The sequence below is a fragment of the Mycobacterium sp. smrl_JER01 genome, from assembly GCF_048513595.2.
Classification (GTDB): Bacteria; Actinomycetota; Actinomycetes; order Mycobacteriales; family Mycobacteriaceae; genus Mycobacterium.
Genome location: NZ_JBLXXK020000001.1, coordinates 4,588,389 through 4,608,390, shown reverse-complemented (window position 1 = coordinate 4,608,390; position 20,002 = coordinate 4,588,389). Strand labels below are relative to the sequence as shown.

Annotated in this window: 17 protein-coding genes and 1 tRNA gene; 8 read left to right on the top strand and 10 right to left on the bottom strand. The window is 69.4% G+C overall.

The genetic code is table 11. The features are described 5' to 3' along the window. Positions 1 to 14 precede the first annotated feature (14 nt). The 7 genes from arsC to ACNUDN_RS21490 form a co-directional block, all read right to left on the bottom strand. Positions 15 to 353 carry an arsenate reductase (glutaredoxin) gene (gene arsC / locus ACNUDN_RS21520; RefSeq protein WP_419123783.1) on the bottom strand — a complete coding sequence of 113 codons (339 nt, stop codon included), beginning with the start codon at positions 351 to 353 and terminating at the stop codon, positions 15 to 17. Positions 354 to 386: 33 nt separating this feature from the next. Then, positions 387 to 1,367 carry a ribose-phosphate diphosphokinase gene (locus ACNUDN_RS21515; RefSeq protein WP_419123782.1) on the bottom strand — a complete coding sequence of 327 codons (981 nt, stop codon included), beginning with the start codon at positions 1,365 to 1,367 and terminating at the stop codon, positions 387 to 389. 103 nt (positions 1,368 to 1,470) lie between these two features. Beyond that, a complete protein-coding gene (gene glmU / locus ACNUDN_RS21510; protein WP_419123781.1) occupies positions 1,471 to 2,937 on the bottom strand; it encodes a bifunctional UDP-N-acetylglucosamine diphosphorylase/glucosamine-1-phosphate N-acetyltransferase GlmU in 1,467 nt (488 codons plus the stop codon). Between the two features lie 134 nt (positions 2,938 to 3,071). After that, positions 3,072 to 3,143, bottom strand: a tRNA-Gln gene (locus ACNUDN_RS21505). 40 nt (positions 3,144 to 3,183) lie between these two features. Continuing rightward, a complete protein-coding gene (locus ACNUDN_RS21500; RefSeq protein ID WP_419123780.1) occupies positions 3,184 to 3,759 on the bottom strand; it encodes a GreA/GreB family elongation factor in 576 nt (191 codons plus the stop codon). A gap of 31 nt (positions 3,760 to 3,790) precedes the next feature. Then, positions 3,791 to 5,089: an NAD(P)/FAD-dependent oxidoreductase gene (locus ACNUDN_RS21495; protein ID WP_419123779.1), complete on the bottom strand. Its 1,299-nt coding sequence runs from the start codon at positions 5,087 to 5,089 to the stop codon at positions 3,791 to 3,793. A 134-nt stretch (positions 5,090 to 5,223) separates the two neighbouring features. Then, on the bottom strand, positions 5,224 to 6,795 hold the full coding sequence (locus ACNUDN_RS21490; RefSeq protein ID WP_419123778.1) for a PucR family transcriptional regulator: 1,572 nt from the start codon (positions 6,793 to 6,795) through the stop codon (positions 5,224 to 5,226). A gap of 111 nt (positions 6,796 to 6,906) precedes the next feature. Here ACNUDN_RS21490 and ACNUDN_RS21485 point away from each other — a divergent pair, with 111 nt between their 5' ends. The 3 genes from ACNUDN_RS21485 (at position 6,907) to ACNUDN_RS21475 (ending at position 12,179) form a co-directional block, all read left to right on the top strand. After that, a complete protein-coding gene (locus ACNUDN_RS21485) occupies positions 6,907 to 7,500 on the top strand; it encodes a TetR/AcrR family transcriptional regulator (protein WP_419125254.1) in 594 nt (197 codons plus the stop codon). Between the two features lie 87 nt (positions 7,501 to 7,587). After that, entirely contained in the window at positions 7,588 to 11,247 is a 3,660-nt protein-coding gene (gene mfd / locus ACNUDN_RS21480; RefSeq protein ID WP_419123777.1) for a transcription-repair coupling factor, read from the top strand. Continuing rightward, positions 11,244 to 12,179: a nucleoside triphosphate pyrophosphohydrolase gene (locus ACNUDN_RS21475; protein ID WP_419123776.1), complete on the top strand. Its 936-nt coding sequence runs from the start codon at positions 11,244 to 11,246 to the stop codon at positions 12,177 to 12,179. The genes mfd and ACNUDN_RS21475 overlap by 4 nt, the downstream gene beginning before the upstream one ends. Before the next feature lie 23 nt (positions 12,180 to 12,202). Here ACNUDN_RS21475 and efeB read toward each other — a convergent pair whose 3' ends face one another. The 3 genes from efeB to efeU are packed head-to-tail and all read right to left on the bottom strand — an operon-like array spanning position 12,203 to position 15,553. Next, positions 12,203 to 13,501, bottom strand: a complete 1,299-nt coding sequence (gene efeB / locus ACNUDN_RS21470) for an iron uptake transporter deferrochelatase/peroxidase subunit (RefSeq protein ID WP_419123775.1) — start codon at positions 13,499 to 13,501, stop codon at positions 12,203 to 12,205. Beyond that, complete coding sequence (gene efeO, locus ACNUDN_RS21465; RefSeq protein WP_419123774.1) at positions 13,482 to 14,645, bottom strand: iron uptake system protein EfeO; 1,164 nt, start codon at positions 14,643 to 14,645, stop codon at positions 13,482 to 13,484. Before efeO ends, efeB begins: the two co-directional genes overlap by 20 nt. Continuing rightward, on the bottom strand, positions 14,642 to 15,553 hold the full coding sequence (gene efeU, locus ACNUDN_RS21460) for an iron uptake transporter permease EfeU (protein WP_419123773.1): 912 nt from the start codon (positions 15,551 to 15,553) through the stop codon (positions 14,642 to 14,644). The genes efeO and efeU overlap by 4 nt, the downstream gene beginning before the upstream one ends. Positions 15,554 to 15,732: 179 nt before the next feature. Between efeU and ACNUDN_RS21455 the strand changes: the two genes are divergently transcribed. From ACNUDN_RS21455 to ACNUDN_RS21435, 5 genes are all read left to right on the top strand, one after another. Further along, positions 15,733 to 16,482 (top strand): lytic transglycosylase domain-containing protein, encoded by a 750-nt coding sequence (locus ACNUDN_RS21455; protein ID WP_419123772.1) that lies wholly within the window; start codon positions 15,733 to 15,735, stop codon positions 16,480 to 16,482. A 73-nt stretch (positions 16,483 to 16,555) separates the two neighbouring features. After that, entirely contained in the window at positions 16,556 to 17,845 is a 1,290-nt protein-coding gene (gene eno / locus ACNUDN_RS21450; protein WP_419125253.1) for a phosphopyruvate hydratase, read from the top strand. A 3-nt stretch (positions 17,846 to 17,848) separates the two neighbouring features. Further along, positions 17,849 to 18,580: an FtsB family cell division protein gene (locus ACNUDN_RS21445; RefSeq protein ID WP_419123771.1), complete on the top strand. Its 732-nt coding sequence runs from the start codon at positions 17,849 to 17,851 to the stop codon at positions 18,578 to 18,580. Next, complete coding sequence (locus tag ACNUDN_RS21440; protein WP_419125252.1) at positions 18,573 to 19,067, top strand: DUF501 domain-containing protein; 495 nt, start codon at positions 18,573 to 18,575, stop codon at positions 19,065 to 19,067. The genes ACNUDN_RS21445 and ACNUDN_RS21440 overlap by 8 nt, the downstream gene beginning before the upstream one ends. After that, the gene (locus tag ACNUDN_RS21435; RefSeq protein WP_419123770.1) at positions 19,064 to 20,002 is read left to right on the top strand and encodes a Ppx/GppA phosphatase family protein; all 939 of its coding nucleotides are present in this window, start codon (positions 19,064 to 19,066) and stop codon (positions 20,000 to 20,002) included. The genes ACNUDN_RS21440 and ACNUDN_RS21435 overlap by 4 nt, the downstream gene beginning before the upstream one ends.

Below are 20,002 nucleotides of genomic sequence, written 5' to 3'. Positions count from 1 at the left end.
TCGGCGCCGGACCCTCACAGAATCTCTCGGACGGCGTCGATCGGCCGTGCCAGCCGGGTGCCCTTCGCGGTGACGACGAACGGGCGCTCGATCAGAATCGGATGCTCGGCCATCGCGTCGAGCAGCTCGTCGTCGGATGCCGAGGCCAGCCCGAGCTCGGCGTAGAGCGACTCACGCTTGCGCACGGCCGCGCGGACGTCGATCCCCGCGTCGTGGATCATCTCGACCAGTTCAGCCCGCGACGGCGGGTTTTTGAGGTAGAGCACGACCTCTGGCTCGGCGCCGTTGTCGCGCAACAGTTCCAGCGTCTTGCGCGACGTCGTGCATCTCGGGTTGTGATAGATCCGCGCCACTGTCTGCTCTCCTCGCTCAAGGGCCGGACGGCGTCAGGCAGATCCGTCGAACAGTCCTGTCACGGAACCGTTCTCGAACACCGCGCGAATGGTGTTGGCCAGCAGCGGGGCGATCGAGAGCACGGTCAGCTGCGGGAACATCTTGTCCTCGCCGATCGGCAGCGTGTTGGTGACGATGACCTCGCGGGCTCCGGAATCGGCCAACCTCTCGCGAGCCGGGTCGGAGAGCACGCCGTGGGTCGCGGCGATGACGACGTCGGCGGCACCGTCCTCTTTGAGCAGCCGGACTGCCCCGGCGATGGTGCCACCGGTGTCGATCATGTCGTCGGTCAGGATGCAGGTCCTGCCCTTGACGTCACCGACGACACGGTTCGACTTGACCTGGTTGGGCACCAGCGGATCACGCGTCTTGTGGATGAAGGCCAGCGGCACACCGCCGAGGGAGTCGGCCCACTTCTCGGCGACGCGCACCCGGCCCGAGTCGGGGGAGACGACCACCATGTCGTGGTCGGCATAGTTGTCGGCGATGTAACCGGTCAGCAGTTTCTGCGCCCGCATATGGTCGACCGGGCCGTCGAAGAAGCCCTGGATCTGATCGGTGTGCAGGTCGACGGTCACGATCCGGTCGGCGCCCGCGGTCTTGAGCAGGTCGGCGACCAGGCGGGCGGAGATCGGTTCGCGGCCGCGGTGCTTCTTGTCCTGGCGGGCGTAGGGGTAGAACGGCACGATCGCGGTGATCCGCTTGGCGCTGCCGCGCTTGAGCGCATCGATCATGAGCAGCTGCTCCATCAGCCATTTGTTCAGCGGCCACGGATGGCTCTGCAGCACGAATGCATCGCAACCCCGCACGGATTCGTCGAAGCGGACGAAGATCTCTCCGTTGGCGAAGTCCCTGGCGGTCTGCGCGGTGACCGCGACGTCGAGTTCCTTGGCGACCTGTTCGGCCAATTCAGGATGCGCGCGACCCGAGAAGAGCATCAGGTTCTTGCGGTTGTCGGTCCAGTCGTGGCTCACGGGGCTGCCCTCGGCGTCGGCGGTCGATACGGGGCCATCGTACGGAGCGCAAAAGCGCCTGCGCTGGCGGGTTACCAGAATGCCAACAAACGGCGACCGGACGCTACCGGTCGGTAGCTTCGGTGCCGTGGGGTCCCGAGCGCTCGGCGGCGGCCTCGGCGGCTTTGGCGGCCGCGCTACCCGGCCGCTTGCGTGCCACCCATCCTTCGATGTTGCGCTGCGGGCCGGCCGAGACGGCCAGCGCGCCGGGCGGGACGTCGTCACGCACGACGGTGCCCGCGCCGGTGTAGGCGCCGTCCCCGACGGTCACCGGTGCAACGAACATGGTGTCCGACCCGGTGCGCACATGTGAGCCGATCGTGGTGCGGCTCTTGGTTTCTCCGTCGTAGTTCACGAACACACTGGAGGCGCCGATGTTGCTGTGCGCACCGATGTCGGCGTCGCCGACATACGTCAGGTGGGGCACCTTGGTGCCGGCGCCGATGGTGGCGTTCTTGGTCTCGACGAACGCGCCGAGTTTGCCGACCGCACCGAGCACGGTGCCGGGACGCAGGTAGGTGAACGGGCCGACGACGGCGTCGTCGCCGATCACCGACGAAGAGCCGTGGGTGCGCACCACTTGAGCGCCGTCGCCGACGGTGACCGAGGTGAGCGTGGTGTCCGGGCCGACGTCGCAGCGGGTGCCGATGGCGGTCGTCCCGAGCAGTTGGGTTCCGGGCCGGATGACGGTGTCGCGGCCGATGGTGACGTCGAGGTCGATCCACGTCGATGCGGGGTCGACGATCGTGACGCCGTTGCGCTGGTGTGCAGCCACGATGCGCCGGTTGAGCACCGCCGCCAGTTCGGCGAGCTGGACCCGGTCATTGATGCCCGCGACCAGCGCGGTGTCTTCGACGTGGGCGGCACGCACCCGTGCGCCGCCGGAGCGCGCGATGGCGATGACGTCGGTCAGGTACAGCTCGCCCTGGGCGTTGTCGGTCGAGAGTCGGCTCAGCGCCGCGCGCAGCGTCGTGGCGTCGAACGCGTAGACGCCGGCGTTCACCTCGGTGATGGCGTGCTGCTGCGGGCTGGCGTCGGCCTGCTCGACGATCCCCGTCACCTCCCCGGTCTCCGAGCGCAGAATCCGCCCGTATCCGGTGGGGTCGGCCGGCGTGGTGGTCAACACGGTGGCCGCTGCCGCCCCGGCGGTGTGGACGGCAATGAGCTCGGCCAGCGTGGCGCCGTCCAGCAGCGGCACGTCCCCCGCGGTCACCACCACGACACCGTCGAAGTCCTCGGGCAGTGCGGTCAACCCGCAGACCACGGCATCGCCGGTCCCGCGCTGCTCCTCCTGGACGGCGATGAGGATGTCGCGGTCGAGCGCCTTTCCGATCTCCAGCGCCGCCGGCGCCACCCGGTCGCGGTCGCTGCCCACCACGACCACCAGATGTCGGGGTTCGATGGCCGATACCGAGCGCACCGCGTGCGCCAGCATGCTGCGGCCGGCCAAGGTGTGCAGCACCTTCGGGGTGTCGGACTTCATCCGGGTACCGGCACCTGCCGCCAGGATCAGGACCGCGGCGTCACGCATGGATGTCCTTCCGCTCGCTGCGCGAAGAGCGTCGCGCTGCCCGGTCTGGTGCGGGCCGTTCCGAGCGCCCGATCGGCAAGCCTCGTGTGCTGCCCCGACGGTGCTGCCCCGACTGTGCTGCCCCGACTGTGCTGCTCCGTCGCCAGGACTCGAACCTGAACTATCTGAACCAAAATCAGAGGTGCTGCCGATTACACCACGACGGACCGATCACCCAGAGACTCTAGTGCACCCACCGGGGCGGGTTCACTGGCGCGCGAGCCTGCCGGACCGGTGCGTACCGAACGGTGTGGCCGCCAGCAACGTCACCTGCTGGGAGCTGCCGTCGGGCAACCGGAAGCTGCGCCGATCACCGGGCACGGCGCCCAGCAGCGCGCTGCCCAGCGGCGAGTGCACGGTGTAGACCTGCAGCTCCTCGTCGGCGGTGCCACGGGTGCCCAGCAGGAATGTCTCGGTGTCATCGTCATTGTCGAAGTCATCGTCGAACCGCACGGTGAGCACCATGCCCGGCTCGGCGATCCCGTCGTCGGCGGGGTTGGCCGAGAGATCTGCTCTGCTGAGCAGTTCGTGGATCTGCCGGATGCGTTCCTTGCGTGCCACCCAGGCGTCCACCACCTGGTCGGCACGTTCGGTGTCGTCGGCGCCCGCGGGGGGTGGGAGGGCCAGCAGCGCTGCCAGCTCCTGCTCCAGGCCTGCGCGCGTCTGCGGGGTCATCCAGATGTGTTCGGCGGTGTACATGGTCGGTTCCTTACTGATGGCGGCGATCACCCGGAGTTCGGGGTCCACCGGTGTGCGGTGATCGTCGTCAGGGGCGGGACACATCGCGCCGCCCCTGACGACCGGGGAACCCTCGTCAGAGGGGAAGGGTCAGCTGCTCGGAGCGCGCTGCGCGTCCTCGCCCGCGCAACGGGTCGAATGGCCGGCTGGCTTCGGGCTGCTTGCCGGTGACGATCTGTTCGGCGAGCAGGCGACCCGTCGCGGGGCCGTGCGCCAGGCCCCACATGCCGTGTCCGCCGGCGGCGTACACACCGGCGGCGAGCTGACCGATCAGGGGCATCCCGTCGTCGGTGACCGGCCGCGGACCGACCCAGGCATCGGTGCGTTGCTCCCAGCGCACGGCGTCCAGCAGCGGGGTGGCCGATGCGACGATCGCCTCGACTCGGCGCTCGGCCAGGGGCTCGGAGGGGCGGCGGAACTCCATGGTGCCGGCCACCCGCAGGCCATTCCGGTACGGCGTGCACGCGACCCGGGCTTCCGGCAGGTAGATCGGGCCCGGCACCGGACGATCGACCGGCACGGTGAACGAGTACCCGCGCCCGGCCTGCAGGCCGACCCGGACCCTGCCGCCGGTGAGTGCCGGCAGCCAGGCCCCGGTGGCCAGTACCACGGCCCCGGCGCGGACAGCTTCTCCGGTCCGCAGCTCGACCGTCGCATCCGCGCCGGTGCCCGACACCGTGCACACCTTGCCGGTGCGCAGGGTGGCGCCGCGTTCGGTGACCGACTGCGCCAACGCATGGGTGAAACGTCCGGGATCGACGAAGCGCTGATCAGAGACATTGACGATCGCTGCCACCTGCGCCGACGCCAGCGGCACCTGCAGGCGCAACGCCCGGCCGGTGAGTACTTCGACATGGGGCGGCCGACTTCCCGGCGGCAGCTGGTCGAGTTCGGTGCGGAACCGGTCGGCCCGGCCGCCGTCGCGGAAGGCGACGGCCAGCGAGGTGTCGGTCACCGGGGCGTCGACGCCGTTGGCGACCAGCACGTCGAACGTTTCGATGGCCTCCTCGTTGAGTGCCGCGTTCGCCTGGACCGCTTGTCGCCACGCGCCCGGGCGGCAGTGCGCGGCGAAGCGCAGCAGAAACCGGGCCAGCGCGGCGTCGGCGCGGACCGGGATGTGCAGCGGCGCCGCGGGGTCGGCCATCGCGCGCAACCCCTCGCGCAGCACCGATGGTGAGTTCAGCGGGGCGGTCAGAGCCGGCGACACCCAGCCGGCATTACCCCACGAGGCACCCGCCGCGACGCCGCTGCGGTCGATGACGGTGACGTCGACACCGCGTTCCTGCAGGAACCAGGCGGTGGACAGACCGACGATGCCGGCGCCGACGACGATGACAGACCGGGGACCGCCGTCCATCCCTGAGCCGCCGGACATCGCATGACCTCCCGTTTCGGTGCTGACGACTCCATGGTCGGGCACCGGCGCACCGGAGGCGTTGTTGTCGCCCGACAACTCGCGCGGGGCTGATTGTCGGGAAAACACAAGGTTGGGGCGTGTGTGGGCGAGGTTCAGTCGAGGACGGCGAGTTCGATCATCAGCGCGAAACGCTTACGGGCGTCGTCGAGGTCCAGCTCGGTGAGCTCGGCCATCCGCCGCATCCGGTACCGCACGGTGTTCTCGTGCACGCCGAGTCGCGCGGCGGTGCGGCCCGGATCGCCGTGTTCCTGGAGCCACGCCTGCAGCGTCGGCACGTATGCGCTGCGGTGGATGGCGTCGTGGTCGCGCAGCGCGGCGACGGCACCGCGGTGCGGGGTACGGCCGGAGGCGGCGGCAGTCTTCAGCCGCCGCAACAGCAGGTCGTCCCACGACTCGTCATAGGCCGGCGGGGTGGCGACCGCGGTGCCCTCCTGCAGTGCCAGACACTCGTCGGCTTCCGCGCGGGCCGCGGCGAGCTCGGTCGCGGCGGCGGGTGCGCTGATGCCGGCCTGCACCGCAAGCTGTGCGGGCAGTGCGGCGATCAGCGCGTCGACCCAGTCCCGCGCGACGGCCGCCGCCTCGGCCGCCAGCACCGTGTAGACGGTGGTGTCGGCCAGCGCGCTGCGCGACGGACGGGACCAGCCGAAGCCGGCCGTCGCGCGTTCGAACATCTGCAGCAGCGCCGAATGCCTGCCGCCCCCACTGCTGGTGACACCGCTGGTGACATTGCTGGTGACACCGCCGGTGACATTGCCGGCGCCGGCACGGGCGCGCAGTGCGATGACCCGCAGCGCGGCGGGCGGAAGTCCGAGCCGGCTGGCCACGGTCGCCGCGTCGGCCGGACTCTCCAGCAGCCGGATCACCAGCTCGGACTCCACTTGCCGTTCCAGGTCGGCGCTGGCCCGCGAGCGCAACAGGTGCAGGGCGACGGTGTGCGCCCCGTCGGCCAGCGCCCGGCGGCGGTCGCCGGTCAACGGATCGGACACCGCGACCCACACCGATCCCAGCAGTTCCCGGCCGGCGCGGGCCGCCACCACCATGCGGCCGGTGAGACCGATGTCCGGGTCGCCCGGCACGAAGACCGGATCGTCGGACACCGCCAGGTGGGCGAACACCCCGTGCTCCTGGAACGCCGCCCGTAGTTGCGGTGGTGCCTGGCGGGCCAGGATCGTCGCCGCTCGCCCCGGGTCGGCGTCCTGTTGTCCGCGGGAGAATGCCAATACCTGCGACGCCCGGTCCTCGATGACCACCGCGCCGCCCACCGCCCCGGACAGGCTGTCGGCGAGCGCGAACAGATCGGTGGGGCCGCGACCCGACTCGGTTTCGCGCCCCTCCATGACCAGGCCGTAGACGATGGCGGCGAACTCGCTCCACGGCATCGCCGAATCGATGACGACAACGGCGACCCCGTCGGTATCCGGCTCGGCGGTCGTGCCGTCACCGCGGGTGAGCACGACGACGGCGTGTGCGGCACGTGCCCATTGCACGGCCTGGCCCTGGGAGGTGGCGCCCACGGCGAGCAGCACGTCGCCCGACACCGTGCGGCCGTCGACGACCTCGGGCAGCACGACGCTGCGCAGTTCGGTCCGCCGCTCCGCCGAACCGCCGAGCCAGCGCGCGCCGTAGCCGCCGAGGACGTTGATCAGCCGATCCAGCGTGATCACGACGTCGACGCTACGCCGGGAGCGGGGCCGGGCACGGTCTACCCTGAGACCGTGGCTGTGCCCGACAAGCTCGCCGGTGCCGATGTGCACGCGCGGGCCCCGCGCGCGCGGATGACCGGCACCGAGCGGCGTCAGCAACTGATCGAGATCGCCAAGTCGCTGTTCGCCGAGCGGGGTTTCGACGGGACCTCGATCGAGGAGATCGCGCTGCGCGCCAATGTGTCCAAACCCGTCGTCTACGAACACTTCGGCGGTAAGGAAGGGTTGTACGCGGTTGTCGTCGACCGGGAGATGTCGGCGCTGCTGGACGGCATCACGTCGTCGCTGGCCGTCAACCGGTCCCGGGTGCGGGTGGAACGGGTCGCGCTGGCTCTGCTGACCTATGTCGAGGAGCACACCGACGGCTTCCGCATCCTGATCCGCGACTCACCGGCCAGCATCACCTCGGGCACCTACTCGACGTTGCTCAACGACGCCGTCAGTCAGGTCGCCTCCATCCTCGCCGGTGATTTCTCCCGCCGCGGGCTCGACCCCGATCTGGCGCCGCTGTATGCCCAGGCGCTGGTCGGGTCGGTCTCGATGGCGGCGCAGTGGTGGCTCGACGTGCGCGAGCCCAAGAAGGAAGTGGTCGCCGCGCATCTGGTGAACCTGTGCTGGAACGGCCTGACGCACCTGGAATCGGACCCGGTGCTGCACGAAGAATAGCTGCCCGTACTTCGGCGGCAGGTTGCCGGGAATGCGCGGCACCGTGGTGGGGGTTCGTTTCGCGGCGCCGCTTAGGATGGAGCGATCATGACCGTATCGGGGACCCTCCATGTCCACACCCCGATCGCGGGCCTCGTCGACCTCGCGTTGCGTGATCCTTCGTTGCAGGAGATTGCGCGCCGCGCCGGTGACCGGTCCGCTGATCTCCAGCTCGTCGGCCCGGCCAGCGCCCGGGTCTTCGTGGCGTCCGCGCTGGCGCAGACCGGTCAGCTGCTGGTGGTCACCGCCACCGGCCGGGAGGCCGATGATCTGACCGCCGAGCTCCAGGGTGTCTTCGGCGCTGCGGTGGCTCTGTTCCCGTCCTGGGAGACGTTGCCGCACGAGCGGCTCTCGCCCGGCGTCGACACCGTCGGGGCGCGCATGATGCTGCTCCGTCGGCTCGCCCACCCCGATGACGCCCGCCTGGGTCCGCCGCTGCGGATCGTGGTGACGACCGCACGCTCGCTGTTGCAGCCGATGGCTCCGGATCTGGCCGAGGTGGAACCGCTGACGCTGACGGTGGGCGGCGAGGCGGATTTCGATTCGGTGATCGCGCGGTTGGTCGACCTGGCGTACACCCGGGTGGACATGGTCGGCAAGCGCGGTGAATTCGCGGTCCGCGGAGGCATTCTCGATGTCTTCCCGCCGACCGCCGAGCACCCGGTGCGTGTCGAGTTCTGGGGTGACGAGGTCTCCGAGATGCGGATGTTCTCGGTGGCCGATCAGCGCTCGATCCCCGAGATCGATATCGACACGCTGATCGCGGTGCCGTGCCGTGAGCTGCTGCTGACCGACGAGGTGCGCGAGCGTGCCGCTGCGCTGTCGGCCGAGCATCCCGTCAAGGAGAACAGCGTGCCGGGCAGCGTGCCCGACATGCTGGCCCGGCTCGCCGAAGGAATCCCGGTCGACGGCATGGAGGCACTGCTGCCGCTGCTCAAACCCGAGGGCGGGCCCGGGGCTTTCGCCACCCTGCCCGACCATCTGCCCCCGGGTATGTCGATCCTGTTGTGCGATCCGGAGAAGATCCGCACCCGGGCGGCGGATCTGATCAAGACCGGTCGCGAGTTCCTGGAGGCGTCGTGGTCGACGGCGGCGGTCGGCGGGGACGTGCCCATCGACATCGAGGCGCTGGGCGCCTCCGGTTACGTGGGCTTCGACGATGCGCACGCCGCGGCCCGCGATTCAGACCACCCGTGGTGGACGTTGAGTCAGCTCGACAGCGGTTCGGGCGAATCCACCGCCCTCGACATCCGCCCCGCCCCGTCGGCGCGTAGGGCGCAGCCCAACCCGGACTTCCACGACGAGATCTTCGCGATGCTGCGCGCCCACGTCGCCACCGGCGGCTTCGGTGTGGTGGTCACCCCCGGATCGGGCACCTGTAAGCGCGTTGTCGAGCAGCTCTCCGAATCAGACACGCCGGCAACGGTTCTCGAGCCCGGTGAGGTGCCCGGCGCGGGGGTGGTCGGGGTCATCAAGGGTCCGCTGCACGACGGCGTGGTGATCGCGGGCGCCAACCTGGTGGTGATCACCGAGACCGATCTGACCGGTAACCGCGCCGCCGCCACCGAAGGCAAGCGGCTGGCGGCCAAGCGCCGCAACGTCGTCGACCCGCTGGCGCTGACCGCAGGCGATCTGGTGGTCCACGATCAGCACGGCATCGGCCGTTTCGTCGAGATGACCGAGCGGGTGGTCGGCGGTGCCCGCCGGGAGTACCTGGTGCTCGAGTACGCCTCAAGCAAGCGTGGGCAAGCGTCAGACCGCCTCTATGTGCCGATGGACTCACTGGATCAGCTGTCGCGCTACGTCGGCGGGGAGGCGCCGACGCTGAGCCGGCTCGGTGGCAGCGACTGGGCGAACACGAAAACCAAGGCGCGCAGGGCCGTTCGCGAGATCGCCGCCGAACTCGTCACGTTGTACGCCAAAAGACAGGCCTCGCCCGGTCATGCGTTCGGCCCGGACACCCCGTGGCAGACCGAGATGGAGGACGCGTTCGGTTTCACCGAGACCGTCGATCAGCTGACGGCGATCACCGAGGTCAAATCCGATATGGAGAAGCCCGTGCCGATGGACCGGGTCATCTGTGGCGACGTCGGGTACGGCAAGACCGAGATCGCGGTGCGGGCGGCGTTCAAGGCGGTCCAGGACGGCAAGCAGGTCGCGGTGCTGGTGCCCACGACGCTGCTGGCCGATCAGCACCTGCAGACGTTCACCGCGCGGATGACGGGCTTCCCGGTCACGGTCAAGGGGTTGTCCCGGTTCACCGATCCGGCCGAATCCAGGGCCACGCTGGAGGGGATGAAGGACGGCTCGGTCGACATCGTGATCGGCACCCACCGCCTCATCCAGACCGGGGTGACCTGGAAGGACCTGGGGCTGGTCATCGTCGACGAGGAGCAGCGGTTCGGTGTCGAACACAAGGAGCACATCAAGTCGATGCGCACCCACGTCGACGTGCTCACGATGAGTGCCACCCCGATTCCGCGCACCCTGGAGATGAGCCTGGCCGGCATCCGCGAGATGTCGACGATCCTGACCCCGCCCGAAGAGCGTTATCCGGTCCTGACCTATGTCGGACCCCACGACGACAAGCAGGTCGCCGCCGCGCTGCGCCGCGAGATGCTGCGCGACGGGCAGGCGTTCTACATCCACAACCGGGTGCGCACCATCGACTCCGCCGCGGCCAAGGTGCGGCAGCTGGTGCCCGAGGCCCGGGTGGTGGTCGCGCACGGGCAGATGCCCGAAGAGCAGCTGGAGAAGACCGTCGAGGGCTTCTGGAACCGGGAATACGACATCCTGGTCTGCACCACGATCGTCGAAACCGGCCTGGACATCTCGAACGCCAACACGCTGATCGTGGAGCGTGCCGACACCTTCGGACTGTCGCAGCTGCACCAGCTGCGCGGCCGGGTGGGCCGGTCCCGGGAGCGGGGCTACGCCTACTTCCTGTACCCCCCCGAGATTCCGCTGACCGAGACGGCCTACGACCGGCTGGCGACCATCGCGCAGAACAACGAACTCGGCGCGGGCATGGCGGTGGCGATGAAGGACCTGGAGATCCGCGGCGCCGGAAACGTTCTGGGCGCCGAGCAGTCCGGACACGTCGCCGGCGTCGGCTTCGACCTGTACGTGCGGCTGGTGGGCGAGGCGGTGGAGGCCTATCGTGCCGCCGCCGACGGCAAGACCGTCGCGACCGCCGAGGAGCCCAAGGATGTGCGCATCGACCTGCCCGTCGACGCGCATCTGCCACCGGATTACATCGGCAGCGACCGGCTCCGGCTGGAGGCCTACCGCCGCTTGGCCGCCGCCCCCGACGACGCCGCCGTCGATGCGGTGATCGATGAGCTCGTCGACCGGTACGGGCCGCTGCCCGAGCCGGCGCAGCGACTGGTCGCGGTCGCACGGTTGCGGCTGCTGGCACGCGCCCACGGCATCACCGAGATCGGTGCCACCTCCGCGACCACGCTGCGGGTGTCGCCGCTGACCCTGCCGGATTCGGCGCAGCTGCGGCTCAAGCGGCTCTACTCGGGGGCGAATTACCGGGCCACCACCTCCACCGTGCAGGTTCCGGTCCCGCGGGCGGGCAGCGGTGTGGGCGCCCCGAGGATCCGCGACCTGGAGCTAGTCGCGTTCGTGGCGGGATTGTTGCTGGCCATCGTCGGGAATCCGGGCGAGGAAGTTGATATAACCAAGTTCGGAGGTGGCTCATGACGGTCGTCCTGGTCGACCCGCGCCGCCCCTCGCTGGTCCCCGTCGAGGCGATCAGATTGCTGACCGGTGACGTGCAGTACACCGAGGAGATGCCGATCAAGGTGCCGTGGTCGCTGCCGGCGGCGCGGCCGGTCCACAACGGCGAGCAGGCCGAGGTCCTGCTGTCCTCCGATCCCGCGCATCCCGCCGTGGCTGCGCGGATTGCCGCGGGGGAGCGAGTCATCGCCGCGCCCGCCGCACAGTCCGGCGAACGTCTGGTCGACGCGGTCGCGATGATGGACAAGCTGCGCACGGCGGGGCCGTGGGAGAGCCAGCAGACGCACGATTCATTGCGGCGTTACCTGCTGGAGGAGACCTACGAGCTGTTCGATGCCGTACACGGTGGTGATCTGACCGAGCTGCGCGACGAACTCGGCGATGTGCTGCTGCAGGTGCTGTTCCACGCCCGCATCGCCGAAGATGCGCCGGAGAACGCGTTCGACATCGACGACGTCGCCGATGCGCTGGTCCGCAAGCTCGGTAACCGGGTGCCGGCAGTGCTTGCGGGGGAGTCGATCTCGTTGGAGGACCAGCTCGAGCAGTGGGAGCAGCGCAAGGCGCTGGAGCGAACGGCCCGGGAGTCGATCATGGACGACATTCCGACCGCACAGCCCGCACTGGCGCTGGCGCAGAAGGTGCTGGCTCGGGCCGAGGCCGGCGGGGTGCCGCCGGATCTGGTCCCGGACTCGATCACCACCGTGGTGGTGTCAGCCGACGTCGACGCCGAGAATGCCCTGCGCACAGCGGTGCTGGAGTTCATGGACGAGGTGCGGGTCGCCGAGCGGGCCGTGACCGCCGCGCGTCGCAGCGCCGACGTGGCCGAGGAGCTCGACGACCGACCGCACGGGGTGATCCCGCCCGAGGAGTGGCGCGGGCACTGGCCCGGCCCCTGACGCCGAACGGCAGCGGGCGCTGCTCAGTCGAACAGTGTCGAACCCCAGAAGCTCGAGGTGTCGCCTTCCGGAATTCCCGGTGGGCAGGCGAATACCGCCGAACTGGTGGGCATGACGTATTCGTTCATCGCGTCCTGGCGGGAGATCGCGTTCTGCATCGGCACGAACTGCGTGACCGGGTTGCGCACGAACGCGATGAAGAACAGGCCCGCGTCGAGGTGGCCGAAGCCGTCCGAGCCGTCGGTGAAGTTGTATCCGCGCCGCAGGATCTCGATGCCGCCGAGATTCTCCGGGGAGGCCAGCCGGACGTGGGCCACCGGATCGATCAGCGGCTCGCCTTTGTCGTCGGTCAGATCGAAGTCGAGTTCGTCGAACTCGTCGGTCAGGCCCATCGGGGCGCCACTGCCCTTCTGCCTGCCGGTGACCCGTTCCTGCTCCAGCAGCGTGGTGCGATCCCACTGCTCGATGAGCATGCGGATCCGCCGGGCCACCAGATACGTGCCGCCGGTCATCCAGTCGGGGCCGTCACCGTCGCCGACCCAGACGAACTTGTCGAGTTTCTCGGTCTCGTCGGAGCGCATGTTGGCCGTTCCGTCCTTGAACCCGAACAGGTTTCGCGGCGTGGCCTGGTCCCGGGTGGTCGACGAGGTGCGGCCGAACCCGAGCTGGGAATAGCGCACCGCGACGGTGCCGAACCCGATGCGTGCCAGGTTACGGATCGCGTGGACGGCCACCTGGGGGTCGTTCGCGCAGGCCTGCACCACGATGTCGCCGCCGCTGCGGGCCGGGTCGATCTTCTCGTTGGGGAACTTGGGCAGGTCGACGAGCTCGGCCGGCGACTTGTCGGCGATGCCGAACCGGTCCACCCCGTCCTTGCGGAAGAACGACGGTCCGAACCCGATGGTCAGCGTCAACTGGGAGGGCGGCAGGCCCAGGGCCTCCCCGGTATCCGACGGTGGCGAGTACGGGTTCTGTCCGGTGGCGCCGTTGGGGAACGCCTCCTTGCCCTGCGTCATCCGTTCGGCCATCTCGGTCCAGTCGGCCAACATCGTGACGACGTCGTCGCGGCTTTTGGTGGTCACGTCGAACGTGGCGAAGTGCATCCGGTCCTGCGCCTCGGTGACGATGCCGGCCTGATGCTCGCCGCGAAACGGCACCGCGGTCTGTAGGTGGTCGGGAACCTTGGCTGCCGACGCGCGGCCGGCGAACGCACCCGCGCCGGCCGCGCCCACCACCGCCGCGGTCACCCCGGCGGCGCCGAACAGCTTGCGCCGGCTCAGCCCGGGTCGCTCCTGTTCGGCGTCACTGTTGGGCGATGACACCTTGCACCTGGCTGACCTCTTTGCTCAGCGCGTCGATCGCGCGTGAGAGTTCTTGCCGCTCCGGTTCGGTCACCGTGTCGTAGCTGACGAAACCGTCGCCCTCCCGGTACTTTTCGAGCAGCGCCTCGACCTCTTCGAAGCGCTGATCGACCCGGGTGCCGAGATCGGGGTTGCGCTCGTCGAGGATCGGGCGCACCGATGCGACCGCGGTCTGGGATCCCTGCAGGTTGGCGTTGAAGTCCCACAGGTCGGTGTGGCTGAAGATGTCCTCTTCGCCGGTGATCTTGCTGGTGGCGATCTCGTCGAGCAGACCCTGTGCGCCGCCGGCGATCTGGGTGGAGTCCACGGTGAAGTCCGGTGCGCTCACCCCGGCCTGCAGCTCCTTGACGTCGGCGACCAGCTGGTCGGCGATCTCGTTGGTGTCGGGCTGCAGACCGCTTACCCACAGGTCTTTCTCCAGCCGGTGGAAGCCGGTCCACTTCTGGCCGGGCTCCAGGTCGGCCTCCCGCAGGTCGATGCGCGGATCGAGATCGTCGGGGAACGACTCGGCGACGGGCTCGATGCGCTCGTAGTAGACGCGTGAGGTCGGGTACTGGGCCTTGGCGGCCTCGACGTCGCCGGACTTGATGGCGGCGGCGAACGCTTCGACGGCCGGAACGAGGGCTTCGACCTGGCTGTTGACGTAGCGCTTGTAGTTGTCGGCGGCTTCCTTGAACTTGCCCTCGGTGTCGATCTGCACTTCCTCGCCGGTGACGGTGTATTCACCGCGGATTCCGTCGCCGATCATCCCGGGCTTGCATGCGGTCTGGTAGGTGCCGGGCTGGCTGAGCTGCACGATCAGTTTTCGCTGCAGCCCGGGGGAGATGTTCTCGACCTCGCCCATCACGCGCTCGCCCTCGCCGTAGACGTAGAACTCGGTCACCTTGGTGCCGTTGTTGGTGATGACGAAGGTGTTCGCCCCGGTGCTGCCCTCGGTGCCCGACAGCGTGCAGGAGGTGTCGGAGGCCTCGACGGTGATCTCGGAGGCGGCGGTGCTCCCGCCGTCCTCGGAGGCTGCGGGCGCCTCTTCCTTGGCTTGGCAGCTGGTCAGCGCGAACGCTGCCAGTGCCGCTGTCAGCACTGCCGCGCTGGATTGAACCTTCACGTGGTGGACCTTTCGGGGGAGGGATCGGGTTGTGTCGAGGTTTTGGCCGCCGGCGTCGGGGTGGGGCGCAGGAACAGCGCCAGCACCACGACGAGGTAGGTCAGATAGCCACCGAGCTGAAGCACGGTGGGGGTCGGGGTGACATTGAAGATCCCCTGGACGATCTCGCCGTACCAGGACGACCAGTTGAACCAGGTGCTGATGTCGAACGCGCGGTCGGCCAGGCCGGGCAGCCAGCCGACGGTCTGTAGCGCTCCCACGCCGTAGGACAGGATGCCTGCGGCGATGAAGATGAGGAACACGCCGGTGTAGGTGAAGAACTTGCCGAGGTTGAGGCTCAGCGCGCCGCGATAGATCGCGTAGGCGATGGCGCCGGCGATCGCCACCCCGGTGATCAGGCCGATCAGTGGCCAGGGAGTCTGCGCCTCGGCGTAGCCGACCATGAACAGCGCGGTCTCCACCCCTTCGCGGCCCACCGCCAGGAAAGCCAGCAGGGCGACCGCCAGCGGGCCGGTCTCCAGTGCGCGCGCCATCTCGTTGCGCAGTTCACCGGACATGGTTGCGGCGGCCTTTTTCATCCACAGCACCATGGTGGTGACGATCGCCACGGCGATCAGCGACGCGACACCGGCGATCGCCTCGGCGGCCAGGCCGGTGATGGTGTTCTCTCCGAACTGGATGGTCAGGAACACCGCGATGGTCATCGCGATCGCGGCGCCGACGCCGAGCCACACCCATTTGAGGGCGTCGCGGCGGTCGGATTTGGTGAGGAACGCCACCAGGACGGAGATCACGATGGCCGCTTCCAGCCCCTCGCGCAAACCTATGAGTCCGCTGCCGAAAAGCTGTGAACCGGTGTTCGGAGCCGCGTAGTAGGTGGTGACCAATGGGTCGAGACCAGCAACCATCGAATAGTCCTCGCTACGCCGTGCGCCATCAGCTCAGCCTTGCCAAAGCAAGGTGTGGCTCACCTCAGTTTCAGGGGCGCAGAGAGAATGTACACCCGGGTCCGTCGGCCCGGGATGGGTCGTCAGTACCACATCGCGTGGGAACATGGGCTACGAACCAGAGCGGGTTGAGGAGTCCGGTGACGCGGGTGCGTTGGCTACAGGCGGTGGCCGTGATGGGCGCGACAGCGCTGTTGCTGGCTGCCAGCTGCTCGTGGCAGATCGGTACCCCGATTCCCGAGGGCGTGCCGCCACCGGCCGGCGACCCGGTCCCGCAGATCGACACCTACGTCCAGGGGCGACCGGCCGACCAGTTGCACGAATGGGCCGCCGAGCGGGCGCCGGCGCTGGGCATCCCGGTGACGGCACTGGAGGCCTACGCCTACGCCGCGCGGGTCGCCGAGGTGGAGAACCCCGGCTGCAACCTGAAATGGACGACGCTGGCCGGCATCGGTCAGGTGGAAAGCCACCATGGCACCTACCGGGGCGCGACCGTATCCGCCGACGGTGAGGTGCGGCCGCCGATCCGCGGGGTGCTGCTCGACGGGACCGCGGGTAACCTGGCGATCCTGGACCACGACGCGGTCAGCCACGACCCGGCCATCGAGAACAAGGGTGACGAGCCGTACGCCCGGGCGATGGGGCCGATGCAGTTCATCCCGGAGACGTGGCGGCTCTACGGGGTCGACGCCAACAACGACGGCGTGATCAGCGTCGACAACATCGACGACGCGGCGCTGTCGGCCGCCGGCTACCTGTGCTGGCGCGGCAAGGATCTGTCCAGGCCGCGGGGCTGGATGGAAGCCCTGCGCGCCTACAACTATTCCGATCAGTACGCCCGCACGGTCCGGGACTGGGCGACCGCCTATGCGGCGGGACATCCGCTCTGAGGGCGCCCCCGACCCGGCCACGCTCTAGGCTCAACGTGCAGACATGTCCGTGCAGAGACCAGGAGGCAAGAAAGTGCCCATCATCGAGCAGGTCGGTGCCCGCGAGATCCTCGATTCCCGGGGGAATCCGACAATCGAGGTCGAGGTGGGGCTTCTGGACGGCACGGTGTCGCGTGCCGCAGTGCCCTCGGGCGCCTCGACCGGCGAACACGAGGCCGTCGAGCTGCGCGACGGTGGGTCCCGCTACCTGGGTAAGGGCGTCGAGAAAGCGGTCGAAGCGGTGCTCGACGAGATCGCGCCCGCGGTGATCGGCCTGGGCGCCGACGAGCAGCGGCTGGTCGATCAGGCGCTGGTCGACCTGGACGGCACCCCCGACAAGTCGCGGCTGGGCGCCAACGCGATCCTCGGAGTGTCGCTGGCGGTGGCCAAGGCCGCGGCGCAGTCGGCGGAGCTGCCGCTGTTCCGCTACCTGGGCGGACCCAACGCACACATCCTTCCGGTGCCGATGATGAACATCATCAACGGCGGCGCGCACGCCGACACCGGCGTCGACGTCCAGGAGTTCATGATCGCCCCGATCGGCGCCCCGTCGTTCAAGGAAGCGCTGCGGTGGGGGGCGGAGGTGTACCACTCGCTGAAGTCCGTGCTCAAGAAGCAGGGCCTGGGCACCGGGCTCGGCGACGAGGGCGGCTTCGCGCCCGACCTGCCGGGCACGAAGGCGGCGCTGGACCTGATCGGCACCGCGATCGAAGCCGCCGGCCTGAAGGTCGGCAGCGATGTGGCGCTTGCCCTCGATGTCGCCGCGACCGAGTTCCACACCGACGGCGCCGGCTATGCCTTCGAGAAGCAGACCCGCAGCGCCGATGAGATGGCCACCTTCTACGCCGAACTCCTCGGCGCCTACCCGCTGGTGTCGATCGAGGATCCGCTGTCCGAGGACGACTGGGACGGCTGGGTGGCTCTGACCACGGCGATCGGGGACAAGGTGCAGATCGTCGGCGACGACCTGTTCGTCACCAACCCCGAGCGGCTGGAGGACGGCATCGAGCGGGGTGCGGCGAACGCGCTGCTGGTGAAGGTGAATCAGATCGGCACGCTGACCGAGACCCTCGATGCGGTGTCGCTGGCGCACAACGCCGGCTACAAGACGATGATGAGCCACCGCAGCGGCGAGACCGAGGACACCACCATCGCCGATCTCGCGGTGGCGGTCGGCAGCGGACAGATCAAGACCGGCGCACCGGCCCGCAGCGAGCGGGTGGCCAAGTACAACCAGCTGCTGCGCATCGAGGAGGAACTCGGCGACGCGGCCCGCTATGCCGGCGACCTGGCCTTCCCGCGATTCAGTGTGGAGACCAAATAACCCGTGCCCGACGCGAATCGGCCAGATCCTCGCCGGCGGTCCGCTGCGGACGGCAGGGGCAAGAAGGCCCCTGCGTCCCGGCCGGGCAAGTCCGGTGACGCGGCGCGGGGAAAGCCTCGCGGCGCCGGGGGGCGCCGCGACGCGACCCGCGCGCCCAAGGCGATCACCGGCGCCCGCGCCGAACCCGAGTCCGTCGACGACGCCGAGGGCGACGGTCCGGGTTCGATCCGGCAGTCGATCATCGCGTCCGCCGAACAGGCCGCCGAGCAGCGGTTCGGCTCGGCCGCGCGCCGGGCGGCGATTCTGGCCGCGGTGGTGTGCGTGTTGACGCTGACGATCGCCGGGCCGGTGCGGACATACTTCTCGCAGCGCACCGAGATGAAACAACTGCAGGCCAGTGAGGCGCAGCTGCGTGAGCAGATCGCCGAACTCGAAGAGCAGAAGGCCAAGTACGCCGATCCGGTGTTCATCGCCGCGCAGGCCAGGGAACGGCTCGGTTTCGTCATGCCCGGCGAGATCCCCTACCAGGTGCAGCTGCCCCCTGGCGCGGCGGAGCCGGAGGCCTCACCGGAGGAACTCGCCGAGGCCAAGAGCAACGATCCCTGGTACACCGCGCTGTGGGGCACCATCGCCGACACTCCGCACGGCGCGTTGCCGACGGCGCCGCCCACCCCGCCCGGGGCGCCGGGAGCGCCCGAACCGGTCGCCCCCGATGCGCCGCCGCCCGGTGGTTGAGCCCTCGGATCTCGAAGCAGTCGCGCGGCAGTTGGGCCGGGAACCGCGCGGCGTGCTCGAGGTCGCCTACCGCTGTCCCAACGGGGAGCCCGGGGTGGTGAAGACCGCGCCGAAACTGCCTGACGGCACTCCGTTTCCGACGCTGTTCTACCTGACCCACCCCGCCCTGACCGCCGCCGCCAGCAGGCTGGAGTCCTCGGGCATGATGCGGGACATGACGCAACGGCTGGCCGAGGATCCCGATCTGGCCGCGGCGTACCGGCGGGCGCACGAATCGTATCTGGCAGAACGGGATGCGATCGAACCTCTGGGCACCACGTTCTCCGGTGGCGGTATGCCCGACCGGGTCAAGTGCCTGCACGTGGTGATCGCTCATTCTCTGGCGAAAGGACCGGGTGTGAACCCGTTCGGTGACCAAGCGCTGGCGGTGCTCGCCGCCGAACCCGGCATGGCCGGGATCCTGGACCGCGAGGTGTGGACGCCGTGACCCGGGTCGGGGCGGTCGACTGCGGGACGAACTCGATTCGGCTCCTGATCGCCGACGTCGCCGACGGCGTGGTGCGCGACGTGCACCGGGAGATGCGGATCGTGCGGCTGGGCCAGGGTGTCGACGCGACCGGGCAGTTCGCACCGGACGCATTGGCCCGCACCCATGTCGCGCTGTCCGATTACACCGAGTTGATGCGGCGCAGCGAGGTCGCGGCGGTGCGGATGGTGGCGACGTCGGCGGCGCGCGATGCGTCCAATCGCGATGAGTTCTTCGCGATGACCTCGCAACTGCTGGGCGCCGTGGTGCCCGGTGCTTCGGCCGAGGTGATCACCGGCACCGAGGAGGCAGCGCTGTCGTTCCGCGGTGCGGTTGGTGAACTCGACACCACCACAGCACCTTTCGTGGTTGTCGACCTCGGCGGCGGTTCGACCGAGGTGGTCCTCGGGACCGGTGACGTGGACGCCGCCTACTCCGCCGACATCGGCTGTGTGCGGCTGACCGAACGCTGTCTGCGGTCGGATCCGCCGACGGCCGAGGAGATCGAGGCGGCGCGTGCGGTGGTGCGCGACGCTCTGGCCGAGGTGATGCAGGTGGTTCCGGTCGAGCGGGCCCGCACCTGGGTGGGCGTGGCCGGGACGATGACGACGCTGGCCGCCCTGGCGCGCCGGCTGAGCACCTATGACTCCGACGCCATCCATTTGTCCCGCGTCGGTTTCGACGAGTTGCTGCCGGTGTGCGACGAGCTGCTGGCGATGACGCGACAACAGCGGGCCGCGCTGGGGCCCATGCACGAGGGTCGCGTCGACGTCATCGGCGGCGGGGCGCTGATCGTGCAGGAATTGGCGGCGGTGCTGGGGGAGCGGGCCGGCATCGCCGAACTGGTGGTCAGCGAACACGACATCCTCGACGGTATCGCGCTCTCGATCGCCTGA